Source organism: Dokdonia ponticola (assembly GCF_042653865.1).
Taxonomy (GTDB): domain Bacteria; phylum Bacteroidota; class Bacteroidia; order Flavobacteriales; family Flavobacteriaceae; genus Dokdonia; species Dokdonia ponticola.
This window is the reverse complement of the sequence record NZ_JBHSFV010000007.1, coordinates 197,815-223,090: the sequence shown is the minus strand read 5'-3', so window position 1 is coordinate 223,090 and position 25,276 is coordinate 197,815. Positions and strand designations below refer to the sequence as shown.

The following is a 25,276-nucleotide window of genomic DNA, read 5'->3' as shown; positions in this document are numbered from 1 at the left end:
ATTATAGTTTAAGTGTTGCAATTTCGATAGGGTCTCTCGAGAGTCCGTAGACTTTATCAGGGATCTTATCGTAGAGTAATTGCATCACTCGGTGTGATGTAAAAAGGTATTTTTCAGGTCTTTTGTTTTGCCAAACTTGTAAGTGTTGTTTACTAAAAATGCTCCCTTCGGTAATGCTATTTTTTGAGGCGGTCTCATTGATCGTGACTGATACCGCGTAGGCCGAAAGGTCTAGGTTTTTATCCACAATAGATTGTAAGATAGCGTGGGTAACTTCCAACTCATCTTTGGCAAATACGCTGTGGATAGGACCTAGATCTATTTTTTTTATTCTTTTAGGTAATACATTGACTAGTTTTTTATCAATCGCATACGCCATGCTGTCCAACGTAATACTGCGATCTGCGGTGGCTTCAAGGACTTTGTAAATGTCTTCGATGTAGTCCTCCATTTTCACTTTGTAGAGGTCAAAATACATAAAGCAAATAAACGGTCTGTTGTGCCCAACATCATAAAATGCCCAACTGATCATATACTCCGTATCTGCCGAAGGTGCGGTTTTAATGACCTTTCCTTGCACAAATCGCTTGAACAAAAATTGACTCTCTACCGAGGTATAATACACCACCGATGCTGCTTGATGTAACTTCTTATCTGAGATCGGTTCTTTGTGTTTTAAAAGGGTTTCTAGAAACTCTTTTTTTAAAGTATCAACCGCCGGAAGCTTTTGCATGTACTCATTTTTGAGCTCCATATCATTCACCAGATATCGGAACTCCGAATAGTTAGGCAGTCCAGATTCGGTTAAGTCGACTTTCATTTTTTCTTCATCATCAAAAAGGTATTTGACGCGAAAAGCCTCCAAGGTATAGACCAATAAATCACAATACTGTTTGATGTAGGTTGTCTCAGACGGGCTACAAATTTGCTCCTCTTTGAGCGCTTTGACTAGCTCAGAAAACGCATGTGTTACAATTTTAAAATACACCTCATACTGCTCCTTGGTTTCTAAGGCAGCGCTGTCTAGGGGTGTGATGATTTCGTTAATGGGCATGTATGACGAGGCGTGTTATTGTTTTTTATTTAGATTTAGATTTATTTCTGTTTCTGTATTTCTATGATTTGATTATATACTTTTCGTACTTCTGGGATTGAATCGAGTTGTGTATTGGCTTTCATTCCTGGCCACCAATTCATTCCATTACCCCAAATCATCATTGGGTTTTTAGGACCTATAGAAATAGTCCCAGATCCATCATTCTTTTCATTATATTCAATATCTGATAATGTTTTAATTTGGAGTGATTTAATGCTTTTAGAAAACACCCCAGACTTTATAATAATTCTGTCTTCTGTTATTCCATAAAATGTATGCGCTCGTTGTTTTGCATCAATAATAAACCTCCCAAAGGCAAATACAAGTCCTACTATGACAAAGGGAATTCCAAACAACGCAAATAATCCAGCTTGAGAAGCCATAACCACCCAGAATATTGCAAATCCACACCATAAAAAACTGAAAGGAATTAAGACAATATCTGAACTTCTAAACAAGATTCCTTTTTTAGGTTGTCCCGTCCAAAGTAAGGTTTCATTAATGTCAATATGTTGTCTTAATTCTGATTGTAGGTTTCTTCTCATGTATTTAAAATTGTTGTTATGTATTTGTTATGTATTCATAGTGATATCTATCAGGAGGTGGTGATGATTTCGTCAATGGGCATTTAATTGTTTCGTTCAATAAGTTGATTTACTTCTTTTTCTGAAAGAGGCTTTCTATCAATAATAATTTTTGAGTTTTCAATATCTGTTGCATCATAAACGACTTTATGATAATCTCCTTCTATTATTCTACCTTTCCTACTATACTCTGGCCAACTAGCATTTTTAGGATCAGACCCTTCAATCCATATTCCTTCAACAAGGTATTTAAATTTAATAGTATATCCAGTTTTATACTTAGGTTGTAATTTTAAAATCTGCCCAACCGTATGCTTTTGATGTTTCTCTAGACTACTTTCTTTTCTTTGTTGATAAGAGAAAAGAATAAATATAATTACTCCAATTCCTAGAATGACATATATGTTTTTTTCAAAAGAACTATTAGCCATTCTTGCCAGGTCTTATGGTATTATACATTTTTAGTTTATTAGTAGCCGCTTTCGCGAACCTGCCTGTCGGCAGACAGGAGCGTGTATATGCTAACATAAATGAGTCATCATCTAAAAACACACCCCTCAATCCCCTCTTGGTAGAGGGGAGGTTTTGGTATGAGGTGTTATGATTTCAAGTCGGTAATTTCGATACACTTTGACAAGCTCAGTGTGACACCAGACGAAGGGTCGAGATAATTAAGATTTCAAGTCTATTTTCTATACTCTATATTCTTTTGTCTTTTTTTAAATCAACAATCTCCAATCGTTCATCATTTTATCCTAAAAGATCATCCTCAGCGGGAGCGTCTTTCTTTGCTGGAGCTGGACTGTCATCCGGTGCCGGGGCATTGCCGTCTGTCGCATAAAACTCCTCAAAGATTTCTTTCATATCAATTCCATAGCGATTAGCAAAATCTTTCTGGATATTGGCATCTTTCTCCCGAATTTCCTGAAGTGACTCCGCATAACTGCTGTATACGCCTTGCATTACTTTTTCATGTACTGGAATATTATCCATCATTTCCTGACGTGCTTTGGCACTTGCGGTATGCATAGAAGCAAGCGTCTGACCGATATGTTCATCGGTTTTGACACCTAAATGCTCTAAAATCGCCGCAAATTCCTGATCGGTACGGGCTTTTAAGGCCACGACATAGCCGTCATAGTATTTTAAACGCTCATCAGTATCACTCTTTAACTTCGCCCTGTGTGTTTGTAAGTTGCTACGTAACGAAGTCAATACTTTGATGGTTAAATTGTGTTTATGCACAAAGCTGTCTTTACTCGCTGCCAGCGTGGTATAGGCATTTTTAAGCCCTTCCAGCTCTTCTACTTTCTGCTCTAGCTTGGTAATCTTAGCAATGGCCTCTGAGTAATCTGTCGATTGCTTGTCAGTCACTTCCTCTAGGGCTTGACGTGCTTGTTTTAACAGCGCATATTGCTCTTCCAGTTTATCTTCGGTCTCCTTTTTCTTTTCAAGCGCTTTGTTATGGTTTTTACTCGCCTCTACAATCGCGACTTGGAGTTTGTCTTCTACTTCTTTGATTTCAACTTCACGATTTTTAAGACGGGTCACCGCAGCTTGTGATTTATACGAGAGTTCGTTGAGAAGCGTTTGGATATCTGCAGACTCAATACGTTCTTGGAACATTTGCTTGGCTTTCATATCAGCCCCTTCACGTGTTTTTTGTCTTGCGGCAAGCTCGTCTATTTTCTTTTGGATTTTGGCTTTACGCCCCCAAAGATTATTCCACCAGTTGTCTTTGACGTTTTGCGCATCTTCCAATTCGATTTTGGCGCGCTCTAGCGCTTTTTGTGCATCGTCTATCACCTTTTGCTCATTGGCATTCAGGGTAGAGAATTTTTCAAAGATAATCCCCACCTCATCTTGGTAATCAGTCAGGTCTTTGATAGCGTCTAGTAGTGATGTTCTGTCTTTTTCTGCCATACCCACCACATCATCTAGGGTAGCGTTTAGGATTTTTTGGCGCATTTCGGGATCATCTTCCTGGGCAAGCTTCGACTTCATGGTGTCTACCGCTTTGCCCCAGTTGACATCTACTTTTTCGCTTTTTTGTTGAGACGCGTCATTGGTTTCTAATAAGTCAAAATCATCAGACATAGGTATGGCTAGTTTTAAGTGTTGAACGAATTAATGTGCTAAAATTGAAGGTTCAATTTCGGTAAAAAAATCCGAATTTGAGAATTCCTTTTCAAAAGTTTAGTAGATGAGTCTCAAATGCCTGTAAATTGTTACACAGACATGGTAGCAGTGGGCAGTAGTAGCATGTTGGAAGTTCAAAACGGAATACACTGTATTAATTTGAAAATTAGAGTATTTAATAAAAATTCGCTTTCAAAAAAAATAGTATTTACTCTCTATTATTTAATCTTAAGTCATTTCTTTAAGAAATTTATACTTGACAGATTCTAAACGGTATATGTTCATTTGTTTCTTAAAAGATGCATATTGAATCATACTAAACCTTAAATATATAACCATTGGGCATACAAGAAAATATTTATAAGTATCCTGTAATTCATTTGAGATTAAATTTAAAGACCAATCGTTCAAAGATAAGCCTACAATAGTGATTACAATTATGCTTAAAAATAATATAAGAGAAGTTTTAAATATTCTTCTTTCCCATTTTTGCATTTCTTTATTGTAAAACTTTATATTTTTTGATATTTCTAGATTACACCCCACTACCTTAATATTAAAAATGAGGGTTTAATCTAAATAAAAGATCCCATTTTTAAAAGATTTTTGATTAGTCTCAAAAGCATAAAATGCTACACGTCAGATAACCCCAGTCATATTAATAAACCTAGCTTTATAACTGCTTATTATTTAATAAAGTTTAGAATGATTTTTATACTAAATTTTGAATTTTAGACAGCAAAATGTGCCCAATTTTGTTTCATGGGAGAAACCGTTAAGTCAATTCCAATAAAATTCAACATAATATGTATCACTCTAACTAACTATCAGCCATTATAAATCTCTAATTAGCGGTAACGATTATCCGTTTTCAAAACTGTTATTTTTTCCTCATATTTGTTTCACCCGAATCTATAATCGCACTTTTTATATGAAAAAATGCCTACTCTTCCTTCTTACTGTTATTGTATTGACCTCCTGTGGGGGTGCCAAAAAAGCGAAATCCTACAATCTAGATACTCCCAACAAAACCGAACGTATTGTTGCGCAGGCACAAGCCTTTAGTGGGACGAAATACAAATTTGGCGGTACGACGTCCAAAGGGATGGATTGCTCTGGATTGGTATATGTGGCGTTTCAGAAAGAAAATATTGTATTGCCGCGCATCTCTAGAGATATGGCAAAAAAAGGAAAACCGATCTCCAAAAGCAGCACACAAGCGGGGGATTTGGTGTTTTTTAAAACCAATAAAAACAGCCGACAGATCAATCATGTGGGCTTAGTCACGATGGTAAAAGGCGGTGAGATTTACTTCATCCATGCGACTACCTCCAAAGGCGTACTGACCTCTTCTTTGGAAGAAACGTATTGGAAACGAGCATTTGTGGAGGCACGGAGGGTGATTTAAGGTGCTAAAACAGGTATTTTTAATTGTGAAAAATGCCATCCCATACAATCATCATTACAGAAGTCAACTAAACGGAAAAAATAGCTGCAATCAGTTGTTTTTACCTCAGTTCTTCTTAGGCTTATCTTTTAATACAATAGAAAATGAGTTAAAACAAAATAACGTTAACGCTTTTTATTACCATTAATCTAAAAGTCCGCCATGAAGTCGGTCTCTATCTTCGGCATTGTGTTTGACAACTTTTCTATTTCCTAAAAAGGGTGACTTTACAATTTCGAATCCATGTATATCTAAAAGTTTTGACTTGTCTTTTTCTTTTTGGCTCTCTTCCTTTTTGTTTTCCACTGTGTCGATTTTAGGTTTGTTATACGTATTTTGTTTATGGCTCGTTGCTTGTTTAAGCAACTAATTTAGCAAACAAATCACAGATAGAAAATTCTAGTGGATTTTCCGAGTATACGCAGAATAAGCAATTAGTTATACACGGTCTTGTACCCAGTTTTTATTCTTTCGACCTTGGTTTTCTTCGGCTAACAATCTCTTTCACTAATTGGGCAATTCTTTCTTTTTTCTTAACATAGGTAAATTCGATTAGCTCTTCTAAAATTTCGTAAGCATCTAAAATGTCATCACTTTCAACAAGTCCAACGTGACTTCCTTCATTTCCGATTATTTTTAAAGCTAAAAGATGGTCGGAAATTTTTTTATTCCGTTTTCCATAATGTTCAATTCTACTATGAAGCGTTTTGAAAACCTGTTTATTGCCATCATTTGTTTTTCTCCATTTAGGTGCATTTAAATCGTCTAAAATAAGTTCAATTCCATTTCTTATTCTATTTGCACAAGATGATAAATCATTAAAATAATGTGAGAAAGAAAGGTTTATTTGTTCAGCAACATTTTCGGATACTTCTTTTGGTAAAGCTATTATTTTAAGATTTGGATAAAAGAATTTCAGATAGTAGGTTGAAAATCTGTGCTCAGCCATTTCTCCACTTTGTAATTCTTTTCCAGTTTGAATATCTCTCAAACATTGACCACTTATTGAAACTAATTCTTTACAATCTTTATTCTTACAAATTAATGTTCCGCTAAAAATATGTTCAATTCCGTTTGGATAGCCATGATATTCCATTTCGGTTCCAGTAGGTGTGATTTCAGTTAGAATCTGTTTCTTTGGTGTTAAAAATCCAACACTACACTTTGGACAAGGATAATTGATAGGATTTTCGTTTGTAAATGTTCTATTTTTCCAAAGTTCTCTGTTCATTTCTCAAATTGGGTACAACCCCAAATATATGAATTGAAGCAAGGCAAGTATGCCTAAACCAATCGATTTATCTGCGTATTTTTATTTCTTGTTTAATTTATAAAAATCTAGCGCCTTTGCAAAAAAGGAAATGACTTTTAGGTTTGACACTAAACTTTGCTCTGATTTCATATATGATGTTATAACAGGCTTTTATTCATTCAGTCCTTTCCAGCATTTCTGTAATTCGCGCTCAACTTCATTTTCCAGTTTCGGTAATGTATTCATTATCCAATTTTGACTTTCTTTTGTCAGATATTCTTTGTTTTCAGAAAGCTTATATTTCATAGCTCCTTGAATAAGCGAAATCATTTCTTCCGTATTCGTTGTTCCATTTGCAAAATTAGGTCCGATTAAATATTCTAAAATATCTTTTTCACATTCAGGCTTGAAATACAGGATATGAGTTACTATAGGGAAATAAAAATAAAAAGTGCTGTTTGTATTTGAAGCGTACTGTATTTTATTTAATTCAGAAATTAGAGAGTCAGTTTGGGATTCAGTAGTTTCAGAATTCAGGGATTTTAGTAAGTCAAATGTTTTTCCAGCGCTTGGAACAAGAGAACTCATCCGATTTAAATCAGCAAATGTTTTTTCAAACTCAGTTTTTGTTTCTTTATTTCTTATCCAATCAAATATTCCCAATTCTAAAAATGTGTTTTTGCTTGTGTATAACAATAATATCATAGCTATTGCAATGATAGCTTATATTATGTGTTACAAATCTAACAGATTTTACTGACATAAAGCTATTTACAGCGTCCTAAGTGTAAAACGCTATTGTTTTGAAGCTCTTACCTTGTAAAATGATTTGAGTACATTTTAAGTTCGTATTATTTTCTAAGGGATACATAGACCCCTTATATCCTAGTTATTGGAAGAAAGTACACGATATGATGTGTCTAATACCCACCATATTCTTGCGATTCTTATCCTAACTATTCACAGAATCTCAACTTATTTTTTATGTTGCGCTTTTACATATTCTTCTGCCATGAGTAGGGCGTTGTATGCGTTTACAATGCCCCCAGATTTTGAGAGTTCATTAAATGGCAATTGTTGCTGTGGGTTTTCTTTTTTCGTACCTCAAAAAATAAAAAGAGCTTAACTGCTTCTTGACTTTTCAGAGCTTGTAGGTGACGTACTGGCTATCTCCAAGCCGAAGCAGGGGGCTTGACACATAGCAATTGTTGTCAGAATGTAGTTAAATATTAAAGTTAATTATTATATGATACAAAAAAACTTTGCCTCCATGCCTAATATGCTCTGCCTTATATATTTTCAATTCAGCATAATTATAACCATCAATCTCATTAACACATTGAAAAACATGTTTATAGTTGTGCTTAGAAATACAGTCAATATATTTTTTACATAGTGCCCCAAATTTTTTCGCATTTGCATAAACTACTATAAAATTATTCTCAAACCCTGCAGTATCATATTTATTAAATAACTTATCTATATGTGTTTTCAGATAATCATAATCCCTCCAATTCAAAGCCTCGATAATTGCAAATGGCAAACCTCTAGAATCATAAAACATTAAATCAATTTCACCATCTTTTTTACCTCCTGGAGACTCTCCCCAAAGTGACTGGTCATTAGTAGAATAATCAGCGGAACGCAATAATTGAGCAATAAATTTATTTCTATCGTTTTCTTCTATGTTACTACGGTTACTAAATTTATAAATTCTATCTCCTTGAAGTGTGATGCAAGCAAATACAAGCGAATCTATAAATTTATCTATTGAGGGGGCATTTAGTTCTTCAAATGCATTTATCAACTCATCAGGATTTTTTGGATCTTTTATCTTTTTTAATGTTTTTTCAATTGCTGCTGGACTTCTTTTAGGGAAACAGTTTTTAAGTTTTTGCTCAACCGTTTTAGTATCTACTTTTTTTTTAAAATCGTTATTATTTGCAAGTTTCTTGATGTGCGTTAGGAAATCATACAAAGGCGAACCCACAGAGTATCTTTTTATACAATTATCAATCTTAACCATTTGGGAATGAAAATTAAGTGCAAAATAAGGCTCAATAAACGATTCTTCACACATTGCTACAAACGTGTGTGATAACTTGCTTTTGTTCAAACGGTTTTTGATTTTTTGATTTTTTACATCTGAATAACACTCGTACAATTTATTAAATTCAATATGATACTCAGTCCAATTAGTAGGATTTTCTTTTTTGATATTGGAAATTGATGTTAGCGTTTTGTAAAAACTTACATCCATCACATTTTCATTAAAATCAAAAGAGTACAGCCACTTTTCTTTTAAAATCACAGCCAATTGATTAAGCTGATTGTCAATATTAGCAGTTTTCAAACTCAGAAAATCAAACAAAATTGAAGAAACTACACGATAGAATTTCGCATCTATTCTATTTTCAATTGAGTTATCAGAATCATTGAAATATTGAATAGCTGCTTGAAAACAACTAATCTTATCATCTTTATTCACCGCCTCAAATCCTTTTTGTAAATGTATGAATCCAAGATTTAACAATGCTTCTGTAACAATTTCTAATTCTTCATTTTTGAGGTATGAATTATAGATATTATTAATATCAGGTTCAACATCAAAGAAGTAAAATAAGTCTTTTACTCTTTGCAGTTCTACAAAAACATGTGGAGAATCTTCCCATTCATCAACAAGAATAGAAATAGCTTGTCTGTTTTTTATTTTTCCTAAAAAAACAGACTCCACTAATATAGATACTGCAGATTTTCTAATAAATGCATTTTCAGCAACATTCAAAATAATTTGCCTTAAAAATTTATATAACTGACTATCCTCCACTGATTGAACAATAGAAGCAATACCATTATCAAAAAAATCAACTTTTTCTGATAAGGGATAAGTGCTAAATTCAATGTAAGAAATAACTTTCATTAAAAAATGTATGTTTCTTCTGGATATACAAATTGATTTTTCAATACATTTTCAAAACGACTATCTGCTGTGGCAATTAGGATTTGAAGTTTATCTTGATAACGATTTTCAATACCTTGAAGTACCTGGATTAATCCTTCCATGTATTTTTTTCCTGCTTCTTCTCTACCTGGGCTATCAATCATTAAAAATCTTGTATGTTTTCCCATATTATATTCAATATCGAGTTGGATAAGGCTGAGATAAAAGGCTAATTTTGCTCGTAGTTGTTCACCTTCGGAGATTTTTTCAAAGCTAATTTCTTCGCCCCACTGAGTGTATTTTATATCAAATTTTTCAGTTATTCTGATAGATGTAATAGATGTAATCCCAAATGACTGCACCTCCTTTAACATTAGATCTTGTAAACGTTTTATTGTATTAACACCCATTTCGTAGCGTTTATTTATTAATGCCTTAATCACCTTTTCTAAAAATTTAGTCTTTTCCTCAAAATTATTTGATGGTTTTGTTTGACTTGAATTTTTCTCAATTTCTTTCAACTGATACTCAAATACTGCTTTTTTTGCAATTACTTCTTCTCTTTGTGGGTTATTTACGGGGTTTTGAGCAAGTATCTTATTAATTTTACTTTGGGCTGATTGAATCTGTAAGAGTAATGTATTAGTGTTCACTTTTTGCAAACTTCTTTCTTTCTCTCTCATACTTACTTTAAGTACTCGTAGTTGATTTTTTATTTCTCCTCCTTCTTTTTCAATTATATTTTTTTGTTGTTCCGCTTGTTTTAGTTCTACCTGTAATTCTTTTATTTTTTTCTCGTAAGATTCTTTATCATCTCCATCTGAGTCATTAATCGTTTCACTACATAGTGGGCATTTATGAGCATTTAGGTTAGTTGTTTTTTTTGTTTCATTTACATCATGGTGGCAACTTGGACAGTTTTTAATTTCCAAATCAGAAAGGAAGATACCTATCTCAATATGTTGATTTAAATCAAGTATTTTTTTATTGACCGAATCAATTCGATTTCTAATCGTTCTAAAAGTTTTTCTTTTTTGTTCTAATTTTGTTTCACTAATTTCTTTAGTTTTCTGAAATTCTCGATATTCATTTTCTACTTTATTGGACTGTTCATATTGTGATATTAATAGCTTATACTCTTTTTCTAAAGAGACTAATTCTTGATTACTATTGACTATTGGAGCTTTATTTAGGGCTTCAATCTGCAAGTTAACCTTAGATATTTGTTTTTTTAATCTTTCTATCTTTTTTAAATTATCGCCTTGTGTATTTTGAATTTTCAGTTTTGCTTTTGCTTTTTCATTCAATAAGTTATCCCTCCTAATTGTTAATTGGTTTATGGCAAAAGTAAAATCTAAACCCATCAAAGTTTGAAATATTTTCTGACCTTGATGTTTTTCTATATTCCCGCCAAAAAAAAGAACTCCATAGTCTTTCGACTCTAAGCAGATTGATTTGAAATACGTTTTCCAACTCGCAGAACTTTCTACCAAATCAAGATTATCTTTTTTAGATGAACCTTGTGTCCATTTTAAAGAGTAATATGAAAATTGATTAAAAAAGAAATCTTGAATTTCATTTTTAAAATCATCCTTTGAGTTAGTTTCAAAAATTGGTTTCTTTTCTACATTCTCTAATTGTCCCCAGTCATTTAGCTTAACGTTATATAATCTTGCGACTAACCCCCATTTATTAATAATATGAATAGTGTATTGATGAACCCCGATAGTAAAACATAGAAAAATTTCTTCTATCCATTTATTTACATCGGGTTTAATGGAATTATCTCCTGTCAACGCAAACTTTATAATTTTAAAAATACTGGATTTACCTTTAAAGTTGCTATTTTTTGTTATCCAGAGAGTTAAGCCTTTTTTAAGTTCTACACTATAATCAATTATGCTTTCATCATCTTTTTTTCCTTTGAATGCGAGAAAATCTAATACCAAAGTTTTACCAGTAGAGTTAGGGTTATCTTTTGTATATGCTTCTTCCCCAATATATAAGAGATTCTCTACCTCTTTTAGAGAAAAAGTGCCTTTAAATTGCTCAAACTGTTCTTGAACAAATAAATTGAAATCAAATTTTTTCATATCTTTTCTTGGTAAATGGTATTATATTTCTCCTTTACAAGGCTTGAAACATTTGGAATTAGTTGTCCATAAGGCGTTTTCGTGTAAGCCTCAACTTGATATTGAATATCTTTAAGTTGAGTCCCATTTTTATCTCCAAAATATTTTTTAATCAGTAAGCATCTGTCTTCATACCATTTTAAAAATGGCAAATTGGGTAAATTAGCGATGATTTTACTCACTCCAAAATCTGTAATGTAATATTTTCTTTCTTTTGTCCTTAACACTACATCTTTTTTACTATCGAATTTTATCAAATCAACTGAGTCCAGAAATCCTATTGCGTTATCCATATCTTCATATGCGCCATATATAAATTTCCTCATGTCTTCTCTTCTTATTTCAGGCTCTCTATCTTCAAAAATTTTCCGTACTATGTCTTTTATTTCTTGCTTTTTTTTAAGTTCTCTTTCCGCTATATCTAAGAGTGAATAACAAAAGTAATCAGGGTTTCTTACCCAAAAATCTAATTTTTGTAACTTGACTTCGCTTTCAAAAAGTCTCTTTAAATTACGATTTGAAGAATCATCATGTTCTTCAGAAAAGAAAAATAAAATTAAAAATATTCTAATTCTATCCTTTTCTATTTTTATAATTTGTTGTTCCATGGTTGTTTTTTTCTATTTCTGACAACCTCTCTTGTATGTTGCGTTTACCTGCCGACTGCGGCATATACAATATACAAATTGTTGTAGGTTGGCTTTTTTAAATAGCTTTGTCCTCAATTTCTGTCATTAATTCAATCAAATACAAATAAGAATTACTCACATATTTAGTTACTGGTAATTTTATATATTCAAAAGGGTAATTTAACTTTCCTTGAAAAGGTTTGAATGAAATTAAATCAGAATCTACTTTTCCTAAATGCTTGATTTTATTGTTGACTTTTTGTAATTCCAGAATACCATAGTAGTTTTTAAAGTCATTTATATTCACACCATTATCTTTAAAGTACTCTTTTCTTAGTTTCCAAGGAGTAAACCCTCTATGTTCTTCTTGTTTATTTTTAATATTTAACAAGTTGATTAATTTATTTTCAGCTTGTTCTATTTGGGTCCAGCAGAAGACCGAAATAACCTGAGTTAAAAAACTATTTACATTGTTTATTTTGTCAGATGCTGCATTAATTTGTTCATTTATTCGCAATAGGAGGATACTCTCCATACTATCTGTATCTGTTGGGTATGGATATTTTTCAATTTTATTTTTCAATTTTTCATTTTCGATATTCAAAGGTTTTATTGCTACACTGTACAATGAACATAAATCTTCAATAGATTTCTCAAATGCACTCAATATGCCATTATCAAAATCAAAATGTGATTTAGAGATGTTTAAACTTTGATTATATTTTGGAGGTATTAGTTTTTCGTACATTTTTTTGCTTACCTACAACAATGATACAATAGCAATTGCTATTATATGTTATATTTACAACAAATCTAACAGATTTTACTGACGTAAAGCTATTTACAGCGTCCTAAGTGTAAAACGCTATTGTTTTGAAGATACTGTATTCTAAAGCCATTTGAGTAAATTTTCAAATTAGCATCATTTTCTAGGAAAATAATAATCTTGCTATTTTGAACAAGTACCCGAAATAATCTATCAAATGTAGTCCCATATACTTGAAATTCTAATCAAACTATTAATAGAATCTCAATTTATTTTTCTTTTTGCATTTACAAACGCCTACTTCATGAGCATAGCGTTATAGTAATTAATAATATTACTAGTAGTTAAATCTTATATTTGCTCTAATAAAATTCATTATAATGAATGTACGCTTACCAAAAGATGAAAATATACACATCGCTAATACGAAGGACATAGCGCGTATTATGCGTAAAATTCTTTTAAGACAAAATAGGCTACATAGAAAAAAAGAGTACTTGTGGGCTATCGGTTTGAGTTCTGCTAATAATATTGAATACATCGAACTTTTAACGATTGGTACGCTCAATAAAAACAATGTTAAACCTATTGACGTTTTCAACTTTGCAGTAGCTAAGAAGTGCGAAAAGATAATTATTTGTCATAACCACCCGTCGGGAGATTTAACCCCTAGCAAGAATGATATAGCAATGACACAATTATTAACAGCTGGGGCGACTGTGTTAGGAATACAATTGCTAGATCACATAATTATAAGCGAAAATAAAGAGTATACAAGCATTAAAAATACCTGAACTACATAAATTTTGAAACCCTATTGGAATAACCGTAATTCTAATTTGTATTTAACAGAACAAGCTATTATAAATAAGTATTTTAAACTATCTATTTTTCAAATACTTATTCGTAACAATATAAATATCTAGTTCCCAATAAAACAGTACTTTCTTACAACTCAATCCATTTAAAACCAATCCCTGTAACTATCTGCAACAGTGCGACATAGTGTTGCAACATATCAATAATTATTGAATATGTTTACCTCATCGTTATAATAAATCACTAATTATAAAGTAAAAGGTAATTTCTTCTTTACAATAAAAGAAGGATTAAAAGTCATTCACTAATTCAGATAGTCAGTTTACTCATTTTCAATAATTTATTTTTATTCTGTAATCTATATTTGAAGACTTTTAAATTTTTAAAGAAACCTTTTTTGTTTTGAATATTAATTTAAAATCCAAAATAAAAATGATTAAAAACACAAGATTAACTCTTTATTACAAATTCCTCTTTCTCTTTATATTGTGCTTGCAATTATATAGTTGCCAGAGAGATGATGGAGTACGATTAGACACCCAAATCTCAGAAAAGCATCAAGCGACCACTCAAACAGTAAAAGCTAATCAGATACCACATATCATAGACTTTATAGAGACCCAATCTGATAAAAATTTATCCTTCGCTTTAAAGACATATTCAGATGAACAAAATCGCTCTACAGAAAATTTAGTTATAGGATCGCTAAATACTGATAGAATACAACAAATCACCAACAGTGAAGATAAATCGAATTATACCTTTACGATGGAAAAGGAAGTACCAACGGAAGAAGTTTCTGTAATTAATTACATTGTTAAAGAAAATGGCGATAGTTATTATAGCTATTTTTTAGAATTTATACCCGAAACAAGTTGGTTACAAAACACTACAGATATAAATAATTTATCTCAATATACAGGTGAGATTAAAGTTTATGACAGAAATGGACTCTACATAGGCTCTAATATATTTGTTAATGGGTTAAGTGTTTCCCAAACTTCTAGAACTGCTTGTGAACCTGTTGGTGATGATCCTCAAGATCAAGAGAGCGATACAGGAGGAAATGGAGGTGCAGACGGAACACCTCCCACAGGAGATGATCCGCCAGGTGGTAATGATGATCCTACTGATACAGGTAATGGAGGGCAAGATATTGATTGTGTTATTATTACTATTACGCCATGTAGTTGTTCAGGAGGACCAGGTGAGGTAATCACAGTAAGTGCATGTGATGGTCAAAAGAATAATGCAGTACGCAATCCCTGTGATGATGAATGCAATGCACAGAATGACTGTGAATTTGGATTTGATGCTAATTGTAATTGTCTTGAAAATCCCGATAATCCAGATAATGAAAATGAAATTATTATATTTGATTTAGAGTTTATTAGCGATTGTAGATTATTGGAAAACCTTGCAAATAGCGCTAGTTTTCAAGTACGTATGGAGGAGCTTATAGCCAATAATTCAGGGAATACAGAAATTGTATTTTTTGGAGAAACTAGTGATGACGATAATACAAATTATCCTGATGAAGATAGATTTGAAAGTAATCCAAATGAACTAGGTATTGAACTAACTCCACCTAATTCTGGAACAGATTCATATATCCACAATCATTTTAACTTGACCAATCCTAATGGCAATGTATTTAGAGCCTTACCAGTTTTCTCAGGTAGTGATCTTTATACAATTTTTAATCTTAATAATAACGGGCTAATTAATGATTTAAATAGTTTTGTAGCTGTAGTTACAACACCAGGCTTAACAAATGACCCTAACGATGACACTATTTACGCATTAACGATATCTAATTCAAATGATTTTATTGATGTATCTGGTTCTCTTGGTATTACTCCCGTCATAATAGATCAAGATATAGCGTTAAAAGGGATAAATAGAAATATATCTTCTAATCTAAATGAATTAAGGCTTGCCGAACTTTTCAAAGAAAGAAATTACGGAATGACTCTATTTCGTGGCAATGTCAATGATTTAACAGATTGGACCAGAATTAAAATCAAAAACAACGGAGACAGAGTTGAAAAAAATTGTAATTAAACATAAGAAATGATGAAAAATATAATTTTAATAGTATTCATAATATTTACACTAAGCTGTAAAGCTCAAACAGTATATCCTCTAGGAACTTCTGATATTGTAGAAAGTAGTTTTTATGTAAAAGACATAAATAACCATCACGACGATATTATAGGTGTTTGGAGGTGGGAAAATGGTAATGATTCATTTGAAATAACTTTACAAGAATTTGAAATGTATAGTGATATAATTACACCAAACGAATATTACGATAGAATTTTTGGCAAATATGTGTATATAGAAAATGGAGAGACCATTGCTGAAGTAGATACCATACAAACTTTTACAAATCAAAAAGTTTCATTTATATACAAAAGCCCAACAGAATATATTGTTTTTATTAGAGATGTTATAAGCGATACATATAAATCTGGTGAATTTATTTTAACCTCTTCAACAACAGCAACGCTCACATTAAGAAATAGCGAGGGCGTTAAAGTAAATTATGGAAATGGTGAAAACTTCTCATTACCAACAAATATAACACTTATCAAACAATAACTTAATTTTATGAGATGTACTCTAAAATATAAGTATTAATCTTATTGTCTTTCACCCTACTCAAAAACCTTTTACCCGATTAATCCTCGGGTATAAGGTTTTTACATTTTTTTTAGTCCAATCGTTGAAAGTTTCGTGTAGTATGTAATCAATCACATTGGGTTTATATACGAAATCTAATTAAAAAGCAATACCCATTTTACATGAAAGAACACTAACACACTAAAAGTAGAGAAAGCTCCTACTAGGTAGAAGCTCTCGTCATTTGTCAGAAAAACAAGCGAATGCCTGTCTTATGGAAACAAATATACTAAAGTTTTAATAAACAGCGCATTATTTATCCAATATGGGATGCTCCCATCAAAAACAAGCCGCGAACACCGAAAAGCGAATGAGTAGGTATTAAAAATATTAAAATTTTAGTCATATGAAAACCATTAAAATATGTATTGCACTCGCAATAATAGCCATATCAGGAAGCATGAGTGCTCAAAAAACACAACCTGCCCCTACACTACCACCTGAAATTCAAAATATAAATATAGAACAGACTTTAGTTGATGCTATGTCTTCTTTTGTTGAATCAGTTCGTCCTTTTTATACAGCGGGAGATACCTACCAGCTATTTAAGTTAAAAGTACTCATAGGAAATCAAACCGCAGCTGCAAAAACAGCCTTACCTACATTACCTCCAGAAGGAGAAGCTATGCTTAGAAAAGCATATGAATATTTAAGTACTGGACTAACAGACAGGGGTATTACTGAAAAAGATAATGGAAAAACTATTGGAGAAGCATTGCTTTTTACGTATAATTACCAAAAAAACAATAGCAAATCGTCTATAAGTGCAGACGTAGCATTATTCGGAGGAAATCAATTAGCCCTTGAAAATAATCCTTTAGCAGATACTTCAAGAAAAAAATGTAAGTGGTGGCAAGTATGGTGTCATGTAACAAGTCTACTTGATTCTGTTTTTGGAGAAGAAGTTGGTGATATTATAGAAGATTTTCTAATTGGCGTAATAAGTGATTTTTTAAATAAACAATAAACCCTATTTCCGCATAGGAATGACAACTTATGCGGAATATTAAATTAATTATGAATAAATCTTTTTATATACTTCTAAGCCTACTATTGCTCACCTCTTGCAAATCTAAACTGATAAATATTTATTTAGAAAATCAAGGTGTATATGATAAACATGTAAGTTTACATCATTTACAAAATGAAAAAGAAAAAGAAATTATTTTTATCCCATTATTTCATATAGGTACTCAGGAATTTTATAATGATATTTCTTCTAAAATAGACTCATTAGACAAGCAAGGGTTTTATTTTTATTATGAACTAGTAGAAGTAACTAATAATGACACTATACTAAGAAAACACAAAAAAATATCTGGCAAACCATATGGGAAAACTGGAAACTTAGATATTATAAACTCTCTGTCAAATGGAAAATTCAAACCTAAAGAAAAGATAATTAGCCAACCTAATTATTCTAGTTTAGGGTTAAACAAATTAAATTCTAAGAATGTTGATATTACTTTGGAAGAAATAGTTTATTTATATGAAAAAAAACTTGGGAAAATTTTTCTAGAGCCTTGTGATTACGAAACTACGCTTTATGAACTTACAGTTTGTAATGATATCATAACAAAAAAAAATAAAGAAGTTCTTACAGATTTACGATTAAACTACAGAAATCAAGTAGTCATTAAGGAAATAATATCAGATTCTAGACAGAAGATAGTCATAATATATGGGAAAGGCCATTATGAAGGCATCAAAGAGGGACTTCTTAAAGAAGGGTATATAGAAAACTAAAGAAAACTAATACTATAATTCTCCTCTAAAAACCATTCACACATGAAACTAATACTCACCACGCTATTTCTGGTGTACCTATCAACTAGTGCCTTATCTCAAGAATACAGACTTGAAATCGGAACTAGAACAGGATGTTCAGGAAGAGGTATTTGTACGATTACAAGCACACCTAACCCAGTGGATAAAACAGCAAAAAACACTAACAACGCGTCTATTATTCTAGCTGCTAATGGAAGCACCGTTTTAAGAGTGTACAGAGAAAAATTAACACAGGAAGAATTAGATCATATACTTGGAGGACCTATCCCATCTAAAGGTAAAGAAGCCTCAGAATTTATTATGGAAGAAGCATTACCCTTGCCAGAAGAAATTATTGCCATAACTGCAACAGACAAATCAAAACAACTCTCTGTACTAGAAGCCAAAATCTACCCTACTGTCATCACAGATGAGTATATAGACATTACCATTCTAGATCCTGAGAAAAAATAAGAACACTATGAAACTTATCATATATATCACCATTATTCTTTCCTTATGTAGTATTCATAAGAGCCATGGCTTAACAAATATCACAAAGAGCAAAGAACTTTCTTTAGAAGAGCATATAGCACAGTTATTCATCGAATTAGAGGCAGTAAAAGCAACGTATCAAAAAAAATATAATGTCATTGCAATTGACCTGTCTAAAGCAAATGTTGGCATCAAAAAAAGTAGTACCAATGATCAAAAGCTATATTGGTTATTAGAAAAAGATAGGTTGAAAGAAGAACGAGAGCGTCTATTAGAAAACGAACTGTCTGACATCAGTAAAATACGATATATTAAAGGACTTCAAATCATCAAAATACTCTATGAGAAAACACTGGCGTTAGATCATCATTTTGCTTCGGTGAGTACGTTTCATGAGATTAATAAAATTGCTAATCCTAATAACTATCCAGAGTTTAAAAATATTAAAGAAACCATAGGTACCAAAGCAGACAAGAAAAAAGGGTTTGATCTTACTAAAATCTTAGGAAATAATATTTATGCATCGGTGGCGCATTCTTTTATCTCCTTATTTAATAATGATGGTTCTTCTAGAGCTGAAAAAGAAGAAAGCCTTAAAGACATAGAATGTATACTGGATTTTACATTACGCATGCATAATGATTTGAATACGATTTATTTCGAGACTGTTTTTCTACAAAAGAGCAATGAAAATATCATAACAGAATTACAACAGCTCTTTGTCGATTTTACAAAACCTATCAAATATAAAACTCCTTTGGAGGAATGTAGAAATAATGACGATTGGGATAGCGTTCGGGAGCACTTAGACACCTATCTGGCAGCACTTAATGTAGCCCTCGCAGACGACAGCAAACGCTATAAAGCCCATAAAATGCAAATTAACTTAGAGTTTCCCATTGACAGGCTCCTACAATTTATCACACAGTACAATGCGTTCATAGACCAAGGCGCTAAATTTTATGAGAAATTCGGCATTATGCTAGATAGTTATGAGAATGAAAAACAATGTGCTAGTAAGATTCCTGTGGAATATAAAAAACTAAAGGAAAGCATCGCTATTGCAATTGACAAGTTTAATACCGCCTACAAACCCGTAGAAATTAACGGAAGTAAAATGAAAGAAGTCCTATATGGACTCAATGAATACGATTAAGAACAAAACATTAAAAAATGGAAACAAGAATTATTGAATCAGACGCTCATCTTCTTTTATGGCAATTGTTTTTAACAGTACTCTTCGTTTTTATAGGGTTTGTCATTATAAAAATATTGCTTTTCATAAAAAAAGCATCGCAATACATTGACTTAAAAACAGCATCCATCAAAGGACGAAAACAAGAATTATAAACGTATTAAACTTATTTTAAAGAAAAGGAGAAGGGATGTTACGGCCTATCATTTATGTGCGCATACACCTAAAACTAGGCTCCCCTTCTCCTTATTATATCATATTAAATGGACTTTAAAATGAGTCTTATCCTATTTATTTGGTTGGTTAGTTAGTTAGGGGGCTGCTTTTACAAACGATAACATGCGCACTAAGACATTAGGTGTCCCAATGCATTAGCATACCTACGTCTTGGGTTATCGTTTTAAAAGCAGCATTTCTAAAACAAAAATAAGACATACACAGCATATAAATAGATTTGGATTAACAACATCTACAAAAAACTAAAAACCCAATACCATAAAATGCCAATCTTCTTTTCATATAAAGATTCGTAAAGACGTTGAAACCTTATAACACCCTCTTAGCAAAAACAACACTTTCTTTTATTGTAGGGATTCTACTGCAACCCTATATTCACATCAGTTTATTATGCTGCATTCTACTCATATTCATCACCTATAGTCTTGTAGGTTTTTGTCATCTTCTTGCGTTCAAAACTGCACAATGGTCTATCCCTTTTGGGATAGGATTGATCTTCTTATTTATACTACTAGGTATCGCCAACAAAACACTCAAAGACCCCTTACAATCTACTCATCATTATGCAAATCAAAATGATTCAACGACACATACCTATCTTTTTTCTATCCAAGAAAAACTAAAACCGAGTGCATATCAGCATAAATTTATAGCACAACTTCATCAAAAAGATAGTACACCCATCAATGGTAAAGTACTACTATCCATCAATAAAGATAGTTCTCAAACGATTCCTGCCATAGGTCGTTGGTATTACGTACGCACTACTATCGCAGCACTTCCTTTCTCAAAAAATCCTTATCAATTTGATTATGGCACTTATTTGAAAAAAAAGCAAATCTATGGTCAATTTTTTATAAATGGAGACCAACTCTTAAAGGCAGCCCAAAGCACAGAAAATAGTCGAGTGGTTGCGTTACGCTTTCGCGAAAGCGTAATTAACTCCTTAAAAAAACAGCCATTTTCAAACGAACAATTGGCTATTATCCAAGCGCTACTTCTCGGGCAGCGACAAGACATTGACACCGAAATGAGCAATCAATATGCCAGCGCAGGAATGATGCATATCCTTGCTGTTTCTGGGCTTCATGTTGGCATTTTGTTACTACTCCTTAGATTTATGACCCGTCCTATTTCCATCAAAAAATGGCGATGGATTCGATCAGGGATGATTATAGGATTGCTGTGGTGCTTCGCATGTATCACAGGCCTATCACCTTCTGTGTTACGAGCGGTAACGATGTTTAGTTTCTTAGAGTTAGGGAGTTGTTTAGGGGGCAAACGCCGAACCCATGACGCCTTACTTTTTTCTGCTTTCATCTTGTTGGTCATTGATCCTTCTTTACTCTATCAGGTCGGTTTTCAATTAAGCTATCTCGCTGTGATTGCCATCCTATGGTTACAACCATGGCTGTCTGGTTTTTACAGACCTAAAAACTATATACTTGATAAACTTTGGGGGATTATTACGGTATCGATAGCTGCGCAAGTTGGGGTACTCCCCTTAAGCTTGTTTTACTTCCATCAATTTCCTGGACTATTTTTAATTTCAAACATCGTAGTGCTCCCCTTTTTAGGAATCCTACTCTCCCTAGGGATTCTCGTGGTAAGCCTTAGTTACTTTGGTATATTACCTAATCTTATAGCATTGGGATATGGTAAGATCATAGATGCTCTCAACTATTTTATTGGTTGGGTCGCCTCCAAAGAAAATTTTGTGATTGATCACATAGCAGTATCATTCAATAGTATGTTACTATGGTATCTTGTGATCATCACTTTCTTTTACCTACTTAAAAAATATCAATATAAAAGATTGTTGTTTTTTCTAACAACCCTAACGCTTATGTTAAGTATCCATATCTATCAGAAAACACATCGCGAAGCGTCACATCTCACGATCTTTCATAAAAACAAAGAAACATTAATGGGACTGTATAGCCCAGATACCTTGATCGTCTACACGGATGATCTTGCAGCTGATTATAAAAAAGATAGTCGCATAGAAGCGTATCAAAATAACTTCAATCTAGATACGATCTACCAACGTGACATGCCAAATTATTTTAGCCTTCAGCATAAAAAAATACTTGTTATCGATAGTCTTGGCGTGTATAAAATTAAAGATATCAAACCGACGTATATCTTACTCCGACAGTCGCCAGATATCCATTTGGAACGTCTTATTTCGTTATATCCAAACACCATTATTATCGCAGATGGATCTAATTACAAAAGTGACATCTCACGTTGGAAAACCACTTGTTTAGAACTAAAAATCCCTTTTCATAGCACCTATGAAAAGGGATTTTTCAGAATCCAATAAAAGGTATTAAACCCCAGATTAAGCCCTAGACCCTGAAAATCGATTCAAGGGTCGAGGTATTAAAAGATTGATCCCGCTGAAAAAAGCGGGAGTAGTTCAACTAGCTATTTTGAATGCGTCTTTCAGACTTTACAAAACAGCGTTTCACTAATAACACAAAGAAATAAACTAATATAGTTTACAAATTCCAACTATCTGATTATTGAAATGTCAATTGTATTTCCTCTCCCTCTGGGAGAGAACTAAGGTGAGGGCCTATTTCCCGAATGTATATTCAAAGGTGTTTTGGTAGTCCTCCCATTTTTCATCCGTAGTCAACTCTTTATAATCATCATTGGCAATCATCTTCAAATAAATTTCTAACTGGCGGGGTGTTCTATAGCCTACCACAGGCTGAATGTAATTTCCCTTCTCGTCAAAAAAGACAATACTAGGATACCCACGTAATCGCAAGGCTTGGGCAAACTCATGCTGACTGTTACGTCCTCTTCGATTAGGGTCGTGTCTTGGGTTAGTATATACATTATCTAGGTAATTTACTTCTTCGGTGCCTTCTGCATTAAACTTTACAGCATAATAATGCTCATTGATAAACGCCGCTACTTTTTTATTGCCAAATGTATTTCGATCTAATAATTTACAAGGGCCACACCAAGTGGTGTAGGCATCGACAATGATTTTTTTAGGATTCTTTTCTTGTGCTGCCAATGCCTCATCAAACGTCATCCAATTAATCTCTTGTGCTGAGAGTGAACTGACAAAAATCAACGCAATGATATAGAGTAATTTTTTCATGTATTTAAAAATATTAAATATTCTAAAAAACCTGTTAGAATGTAATGTTAAAGAGACCGCTTTCGCGAAAGCGTACCCTTCAAAAATAGAAAAGTGCTTATACGCTTAGTTCCCTTAGGAACCACATGCCTTCTTACTATGTCTGCTTGTTTACAAATCCCTTACAAACAAAAAACGTTCCTTATTTTGGAACGTTTTTATTGTTAGAATCGTATAATTTATCTGACACCGTGCATTAGTTTTTTAATGACTGGATATAATGCTGCAGATAAAACACCCAAGCCAACCGCTACGGCTGTTAATAGCCAAAAGAAATAACTAAGTCCTTCCGTTTTTGCAATAGATGTAGAAGCTTCTCCAAATACCCCTGCAAGTTTCATTCCTATGGCAACAGCAAGATACCAAACGCCAAACATCATCGCGATCATTCTTCCTGGTACAAGTTTACTTACATAAGATAGGGCTACGGGAGAAATACAAAGTTCTCCCATGGTATGAAATAGGTATACCAAGATTAACCAAATAATACTCACAGAGGCTGTTTTTGCTCCTGGAGGAATACCAGCTGATCCTATAGCTACAAAGGCCATACCGATCCCTAAAAGCCCCATACCAATGGCATATTTCATGTTGGCATTAGGATTGTATTTACTCTCCCACCACTTGGAAAACAAAGGTGCTAAAATGATAATAAATAGGGAGTTTAAAATCCCAAACCAAGAGGCATCAACTTCTGCGGCATCTTGCGTAAGCTTATCGTATAATCTGTAAAGGGCAAGGCTCCATACAATCACAAAACTCAAGGCCAAGAAGATATTTGATAAGCTGTATTTTCCAAACGTCTTAGAAAACAACTTAATCAATACCCACGTAATGACTGAAAGTGGTACAATGGTAATAAGCGCATCTACAATTTTAAAAATCAATCCAGCATTACCTTCCAACACACGATCTGTGTAATCTCTAGCAAAAATAGTTAGTGAACCAGGCGCTTGCTCAAATATGGCCCAAAAGAAAATAGTCACAAAAGCAAAGAAGACCACGGCGAGCATACGATCTCTTGTAACTCTAGCGTATTTAGGAATTCGAATAACTAATAAAAGAACAAACAGAATAATAGCCGTAATAATAACTACATGCGAGCCTGCTAATCCAAAGAGTTCGAATCTAAAAAGATCATAAGCTCCTTCTGATATCTTACTCACAGGATCATTGAGAATCCAAGATAATCCAAGCGCGGAAGCGACAACTATTAATAACAATTCAAACTTTGTAAAAGGATTTAACTGTGTATCTTCACCCTCTTGTAAAACGACTGCTTCATTCTTAATGGGCTTTAATCCTATTTTTCCAAAAATGTCTTGGGCAAACCAAAATTGCAATAATCCAAATAGCATAAAAATTCCAGCAATTCCGAATCCCCATTCCCATCCTACACGTTCTCCAAAATAGCCACATAGCAAAATCCCAACAAAGGCTCCTGCATTTACCCCCATATAAAAAATAGTATACGCACCATCTTTCTTTTGAGGTCTATCTTTATACATCTCTGAAATAATAGAGGTCATATTAGGCTTAAAAAAACCACTTCCAAACACTAGTAATGTCAATCCTGTATAAATAAAGAAAGGAGTCTCAACCGCCATACAGGCATGTCCAAGAGTCATAAGTAACGCACCTACAACTACAGCCCATCGATACCCTATCTTCTTATCTGCAAAGTAGCCTCCTAATAGTGTGGAGAGGTATACTAGAGAGACGTAGGTGCCAAAAATAGCATACGCATATTCTTCTGGCCATCCCCAACCGCCATCCGTAATAGAAGCGGTGAAAAACATAATAAGCAACGCACGCATCCCATAATAGGAAAAACGTTCCCACATTTCTGTAAAGAATAATACAAAAAGACCTTGGGGGTGTCCTATGACAGGGTTTTCAAAAAACTGATCTGTTGAGTTTGTAGACATAATA

24 protein-coding genes are annotated in these 25,276 nt (G+C 33.1%); 11 read left to right on the top strand and 13 right to left on the bottom strand.

The annotated features are described in order from the left end of the window. Position 1: 1 nt before the first annotated feature. From ACFO3O_RS12840 to ACFO3O_RS12830, 3 genes are all read right to left on the bottom strand, one after another. Complete coding sequence (locus ACFO3O_RS12840) at positions 2-1,054, bottom strand: hypothetical protein (RefSeq protein WP_379979410.1); 1,053 nt, start codon at positions 1,052-1,054, stop codon at positions 2-4. A 41-nt stretch (positions 1,055-1,095) separates the two neighbouring features. After that, a complete protein-coding gene (locus ACFO3O_RS12835; protein ID WP_379979408.1) occupies positions 1,096-1,641 on the bottom strand; it encodes a PH domain-containing protein in 546 nt (181 codons plus the stop codon). Positions 1,642-1,724: 83 nt separating this feature from the next. Continuing rightward, positions 1,725-2,111 carry a hypothetical protein gene (locus tag ACFO3O_RS12830; RefSeq protein ID WP_379979406.1) on the bottom strand — a complete coding sequence of 129 codons (387 nt, stop codon included), beginning with the start codon at positions 2,109-2,111 and terminating at the stop codon, positions 1,725-1,727. A gap of 14 nt (positions 2,112-2,125) precedes the next feature. Between ACFO3O_RS12830 and ACFO3O_RS12825 the strand changes: the two genes are divergently transcribed. Beyond that, on the top strand, positions 2,126-2,284 hold the full coding sequence (locus ACFO3O_RS12825) for a hypothetical protein (RefSeq protein ID WP_379979404.1): 159 nt from the start codon (positions 2,126-2,128) through the stop codon (positions 2,282-2,284). A 146-nt stretch (positions 2,285-2,430) separates the two neighbouring features. Here ACFO3O_RS12825 and ACFO3O_RS12820 read toward each other — a convergent pair whose 3' ends face one another. Beyond that, positions 2,431-3,777 carry a microtubule-binding protein gene (locus tag ACFO3O_RS12820; protein WP_379979402.1) on the bottom strand — a complete coding sequence of 449 codons (1,347 nt, stop codon included), beginning with the start codon at positions 3,775-3,777 and terminating at the stop codon, positions 2,431-2,433. 973 nt (positions 3,778-4,750) lie between these two features. Here ACFO3O_RS12820 and ACFO3O_RS12815 point away from each other — a divergent pair. After that, entirely contained in the window at positions 4,751-5,227 is a 477-nt protein-coding gene (locus ACFO3O_RS12815; RefSeq protein WP_379979400.1) for a C40 family peptidase, read from the top strand. Positions 5,228-5,410: 183 nt separating this feature from the next. Here ACFO3O_RS12815 and ACFO3O_RS12810 read toward each other — a convergent pair whose 3' ends face one another. From ACFO3O_RS12810 to ACFO3O_RS12780, 7 genes are all read right to left on the bottom strand, one after another. Next, positions 5,411-5,572, bottom strand: coding sequence for a hypothetical protein (locus ACFO3O_RS12810; protein ID WP_379979398.1), 162 nt, complete (start codon positions 5,570-5,572; stop codon positions 5,411-5,413). Between the two features lie 157 nt (positions 5,573-5,729). Next, positions 5,730-6,497, bottom strand: coding sequence for a DUF4145 domain-containing protein (locus ACFO3O_RS12805; RefSeq protein WP_379979396.1), 768 nt, complete (start codon positions 6,495-6,497; stop codon positions 5,730-5,732). A 192-nt stretch (positions 6,498-6,689) separates the two neighbouring features. Beyond that, entirely contained in the window at positions 6,690-7,223 is a 534-nt protein-coding gene (locus tag ACFO3O_RS12800) for a hypothetical protein (RefSeq protein ID WP_379979394.1), read from the bottom strand. Between the two features lie 517 nt (positions 7,224-7,740). Then, positions 7,741-9,438 carry a hypothetical protein gene (locus ACFO3O_RS12795; RefSeq protein WP_379979392.1) on the bottom strand — a complete coding sequence of 566 codons (1,698 nt, stop codon included), beginning with the start codon at positions 9,436-9,438 and terminating at the stop codon, positions 7,741-7,743. After that, complete coding sequence (locus ACFO3O_RS12790) at positions 9,438-11,552, bottom strand: hypothetical protein (protein WP_379979390.1); 2,115 nt, start codon at positions 11,550-11,552, stop codon at positions 9,438-9,440. The genes ACFO3O_RS12795 and ACFO3O_RS12790 overlap by 1 nt, the downstream gene beginning before the upstream one ends. Beyond that, on the bottom strand, positions 11,549-12,199 hold the full coding sequence (locus ACFO3O_RS12785; protein ID WP_379979388.1) for a hypothetical protein: 651 nt from the start codon (positions 12,197-12,199) through the stop codon (positions 11,549-11,551). The genes ACFO3O_RS12790 and ACFO3O_RS12785 overlap by 4 nt, the downstream gene beginning before the upstream one ends. Before the next feature lie 97 nt (positions 12,200-12,296). After that, positions 12,297-12,968: a hypothetical protein gene (locus tag ACFO3O_RS12780; protein WP_379979386.1), complete on the bottom strand. Its 672-nt coding sequence runs from the start codon at positions 12,966-12,968 to the stop codon at positions 12,297-12,299. A 398-nt stretch (positions 12,969-13,366) separates the two neighbouring features. On the opposite strand from ACFO3O_RS12780, the gene ACFO3O_RS12775 reads away from it, so the two are divergent. From ACFO3O_RS12775 to ACFO3O_RS12735, 9 genes are all read left to right on the top strand, one after another. Continuing rightward, on the top strand, positions 13,367-13,780 hold the full coding sequence (locus tag ACFO3O_RS12775; protein WP_379979384.1) for a JAB domain-containing protein: 414 nt from the start codon (positions 13,367-13,369) through the stop codon (positions 13,778-13,780). A 457-nt stretch (positions 13,781-14,237) separates the two neighbouring features. Next, the gene (locus ACFO3O_RS12770) at positions 14,238-15,869 is read left to right on the top strand and encodes a hypothetical protein (protein WP_379979382.1); all 1,632 of its coding nucleotides are present in this window, start codon (positions 14,238-14,240) and stop codon (positions 15,867-15,869) included. 9 nt (positions 15,870-15,878) lie between these two features. Beyond that, complete coding sequence (locus ACFO3O_RS12765) at positions 15,879-16,409, top strand: DUF6705 family protein (protein ID WP_379979380.1); 531 nt, start codon at positions 15,879-15,881, stop codon at positions 16,407-16,409. A gap of 427 nt (positions 16,410-16,836) precedes the next feature. Beyond that, on the top strand, positions 16,837-17,457 hold the full coding sequence (locus tag ACFO3O_RS12760) for a hypothetical protein (RefSeq protein WP_379979378.1): 621 nt from the start codon (positions 16,837-16,839) through the stop codon (positions 17,455-17,457). A 50-nt stretch (positions 17,458-17,507) separates the two neighbouring features. Continuing rightward, positions 17,508-18,236 carry a hypothetical protein gene (locus tag ACFO3O_RS12755; RefSeq protein WP_379979376.1) on the top strand — a complete coding sequence of 243 codons (729 nt, stop codon included), beginning with the start codon at positions 17,508-17,510 and terminating at the stop codon, positions 18,234-18,236. Positions 18,237-18,278: 42 nt separating this feature from the next. Then, entirely contained in the window at positions 18,279-18,731 is a 453-nt protein-coding gene (locus tag ACFO3O_RS12750) for a hypothetical protein (RefSeq protein WP_379979374.1), read from the top strand. Positions 18,732-18,738: 7 nt separating this feature from the next. Continuing rightward, positions 18,739-19,908, top strand: a complete 1,170-nt coding sequence (locus ACFO3O_RS12745; RefSeq protein WP_379979372.1) for a hypothetical protein — start codon at positions 18,739-18,741, stop codon at positions 19,906-19,908. Between the two features lie 17 nt (positions 19,909-19,925). Then, entirely contained in the window at positions 19,926-20,102 is a 177-nt protein-coding gene (locus tag ACFO3O_RS12740; protein ID WP_379979370.1) for a hypothetical protein, read from the top strand. 383 nt (positions 20,103-20,485) lie between these two features. After that, complete coding sequence (locus ACFO3O_RS12735) at positions 20,486-22,510, top strand: ComEC/Rec2 family competence protein (protein WP_379979368.1); 2,025 nt, start codon at positions 20,486-20,488, stop codon at positions 22,508-22,510. Positions 22,511-22,765: 255 nt separating this feature from the next. Here the strand turns inward: ACFO3O_RS12735 and ACFO3O_RS12730 are convergent, their stop codons facing one another. Together ACFO3O_RS12730 and ACFO3O_RS12725 are read right to left on the bottom strand one after the other, a co-directional pair. After that, entirely contained in the window at positions 22,766-23,305 is a 540-nt protein-coding gene (locus ACFO3O_RS12730) for a thioredoxin family protein (RefSeq protein ID WP_379979366.1), read from the bottom strand. 218 nt (positions 23,306-23,523) lie between these two features. Beyond that, complete coding sequence (locus tag ACFO3O_RS12725; RefSeq protein WP_379979364.1) at positions 23,524-25,272, bottom strand: peptide MFS transporter; 1,749 nt, start codon at positions 25,270-25,272, stop codon at positions 23,524-23,526. Positions 25,273-25,276 lie beyond the last annotated feature (4 nt).

Bases quoted from the DNA above. Each gene is read 5' to 3' on its own strand.
- ACFO3O_RS12800 (WP_379979394.1), bottom strand. From the start codon at position 7,223: ATGATATTATTGTTATACACAAGCAAAAACACATTTTTAGAATTGGGA.
- ACFO3O_RS12740 (WP_379979370.1), top strand. From the start codon at position 19,926: ATGGAAACAAGAATTATTGAATCAGACGCTCATCTTCTTTTATGGCAA.
- ACFO3O_RS12770 (WP_379979382.1), top strand. From the start codon at position 14,238: ATGATTAAAAACACAAGATTAACTCTTTATTACAAATTCCTCTTTCTC.
- ACFO3O_RS12755 (WP_379979376.1), top strand. From the start codon at position 17,508: ATGAATAAATCTTTTTATATACTTCTAAGCCTACTATTGCTCACCTCT.
- ACFO3O_RS12820 (WP_379979402.1), bottom strand. From the start codon at position 3,777: ATGTCTGATGATTTTGACTTATTAGAAACCAATGACGCGTCTCAACAA.
- ACFO3O_RS12725 (WP_379979364.1), bottom strand. From the start codon at position 25,272: ATGTCTACAAACTCAACAGATCAGTTTTTTGAAAACCCTGTCATAGGA.
- ACFO3O_RS12785 (WP_379979388.1), bottom strand. From the start codon at position 12,199: ATGGAACAACAAATTATAAAAATAGAAAAGGATAGAATTAGAATATTT.
- ACFO3O_RS12825 (WP_379979404.1), top strand. From the start codon at position 2,126: ATGGTATTATACATTTTTAGTTTATTAGTAGCCGCTTTCGCGAACCTG.
- ACFO3O_RS12840 (WP_379979410.1), bottom strand. From the start codon at position 1,054: ATGCCCATTAACGAAATCATCACACCCCTAGACAGCGCTGCCTTAGAA.
- ACFO3O_RS12750 (WP_379979374.1), top strand. From the start codon at position 18,279: ATGAAACTAATACTCACCACGCTATTTCTGGTGTACCTATCAACTAGT.
- ACFO3O_RS12835 (WP_379979408.1), bottom strand. From the start codon at position 1,641: ATGAGAAGAAACCTACAATCAGAATTAAGACAACATATTGACATTAAT.
- ACFO3O_RS12765 (WP_379979380.1), top strand. From the start codon at position 15,879: ATGATGAAAAATATAATTTTAATAGTATTCATAATATTTACACTAAGC.
- ACFO3O_RS12775 (WP_379979384.1), top strand. From the start codon at position 13,367: ATGAATGTACGCTTACCAAAAGATGAAAATATACACATCGCTAATACG.
- ACFO3O_RS12745 (WP_379979372.1), top strand. From the start codon at position 18,739: ATGAAACTTATCATATATATCACCATTATTCTTTCCTTATGTAGTATT.
- ACFO3O_RS12730 (WP_379979366.1), bottom strand. From the start codon at position 23,305: ATGAAAAAATTACTCTATATCATTGCGTTGATTTTTGTCAGTTCACTC.
- ACFO3O_RS12760 (WP_379979378.1), top strand. From the start codon at position 16,837: ATGAAAACCATTAAAATATGTATTGCACTCGCAATAATAGCCATATCA.
- ACFO3O_RS12790 (WP_379979390.1), bottom strand. From the start codon at position 11,552: ATGAAAAAATTTGATTTCAATTTATTTGTTCAAGAACAGTTTGAGCAA.
- ACFO3O_RS12795 (WP_379979392.1), bottom strand. From the start codon at position 9,438: ATGAAAGTTATTTCTTACATTGAATTTAGCACTTATCCCTTATCAGAA.
- ACFO3O_RS12815 (WP_379979400.1), top strand. From the start codon at position 4,751: ATGAAAAAATGCCTACTCTTCCTTCTTACTGTTATTGTATTGACCTCC.
- ACFO3O_RS12805 (WP_379979396.1), bottom strand. From the start codon at position 6,497: ATGAACAGAGAACTTTGGAAAAATAGAACATTTACAAACGAAAATCCT.
- ACFO3O_RS12830 (WP_379979406.1), bottom strand. From the start codon at position 2,111: ATGGCTAATAGTTCTTTTGAAAAAAACATATATGTCATTCTAGGAATT.
- ACFO3O_RS12780 (WP_379979386.1), bottom strand. From the start codon at position 12,968: ATGTACGAAAAACTAATACCTCCAAAATATAATCAAAGTTTAAACATC.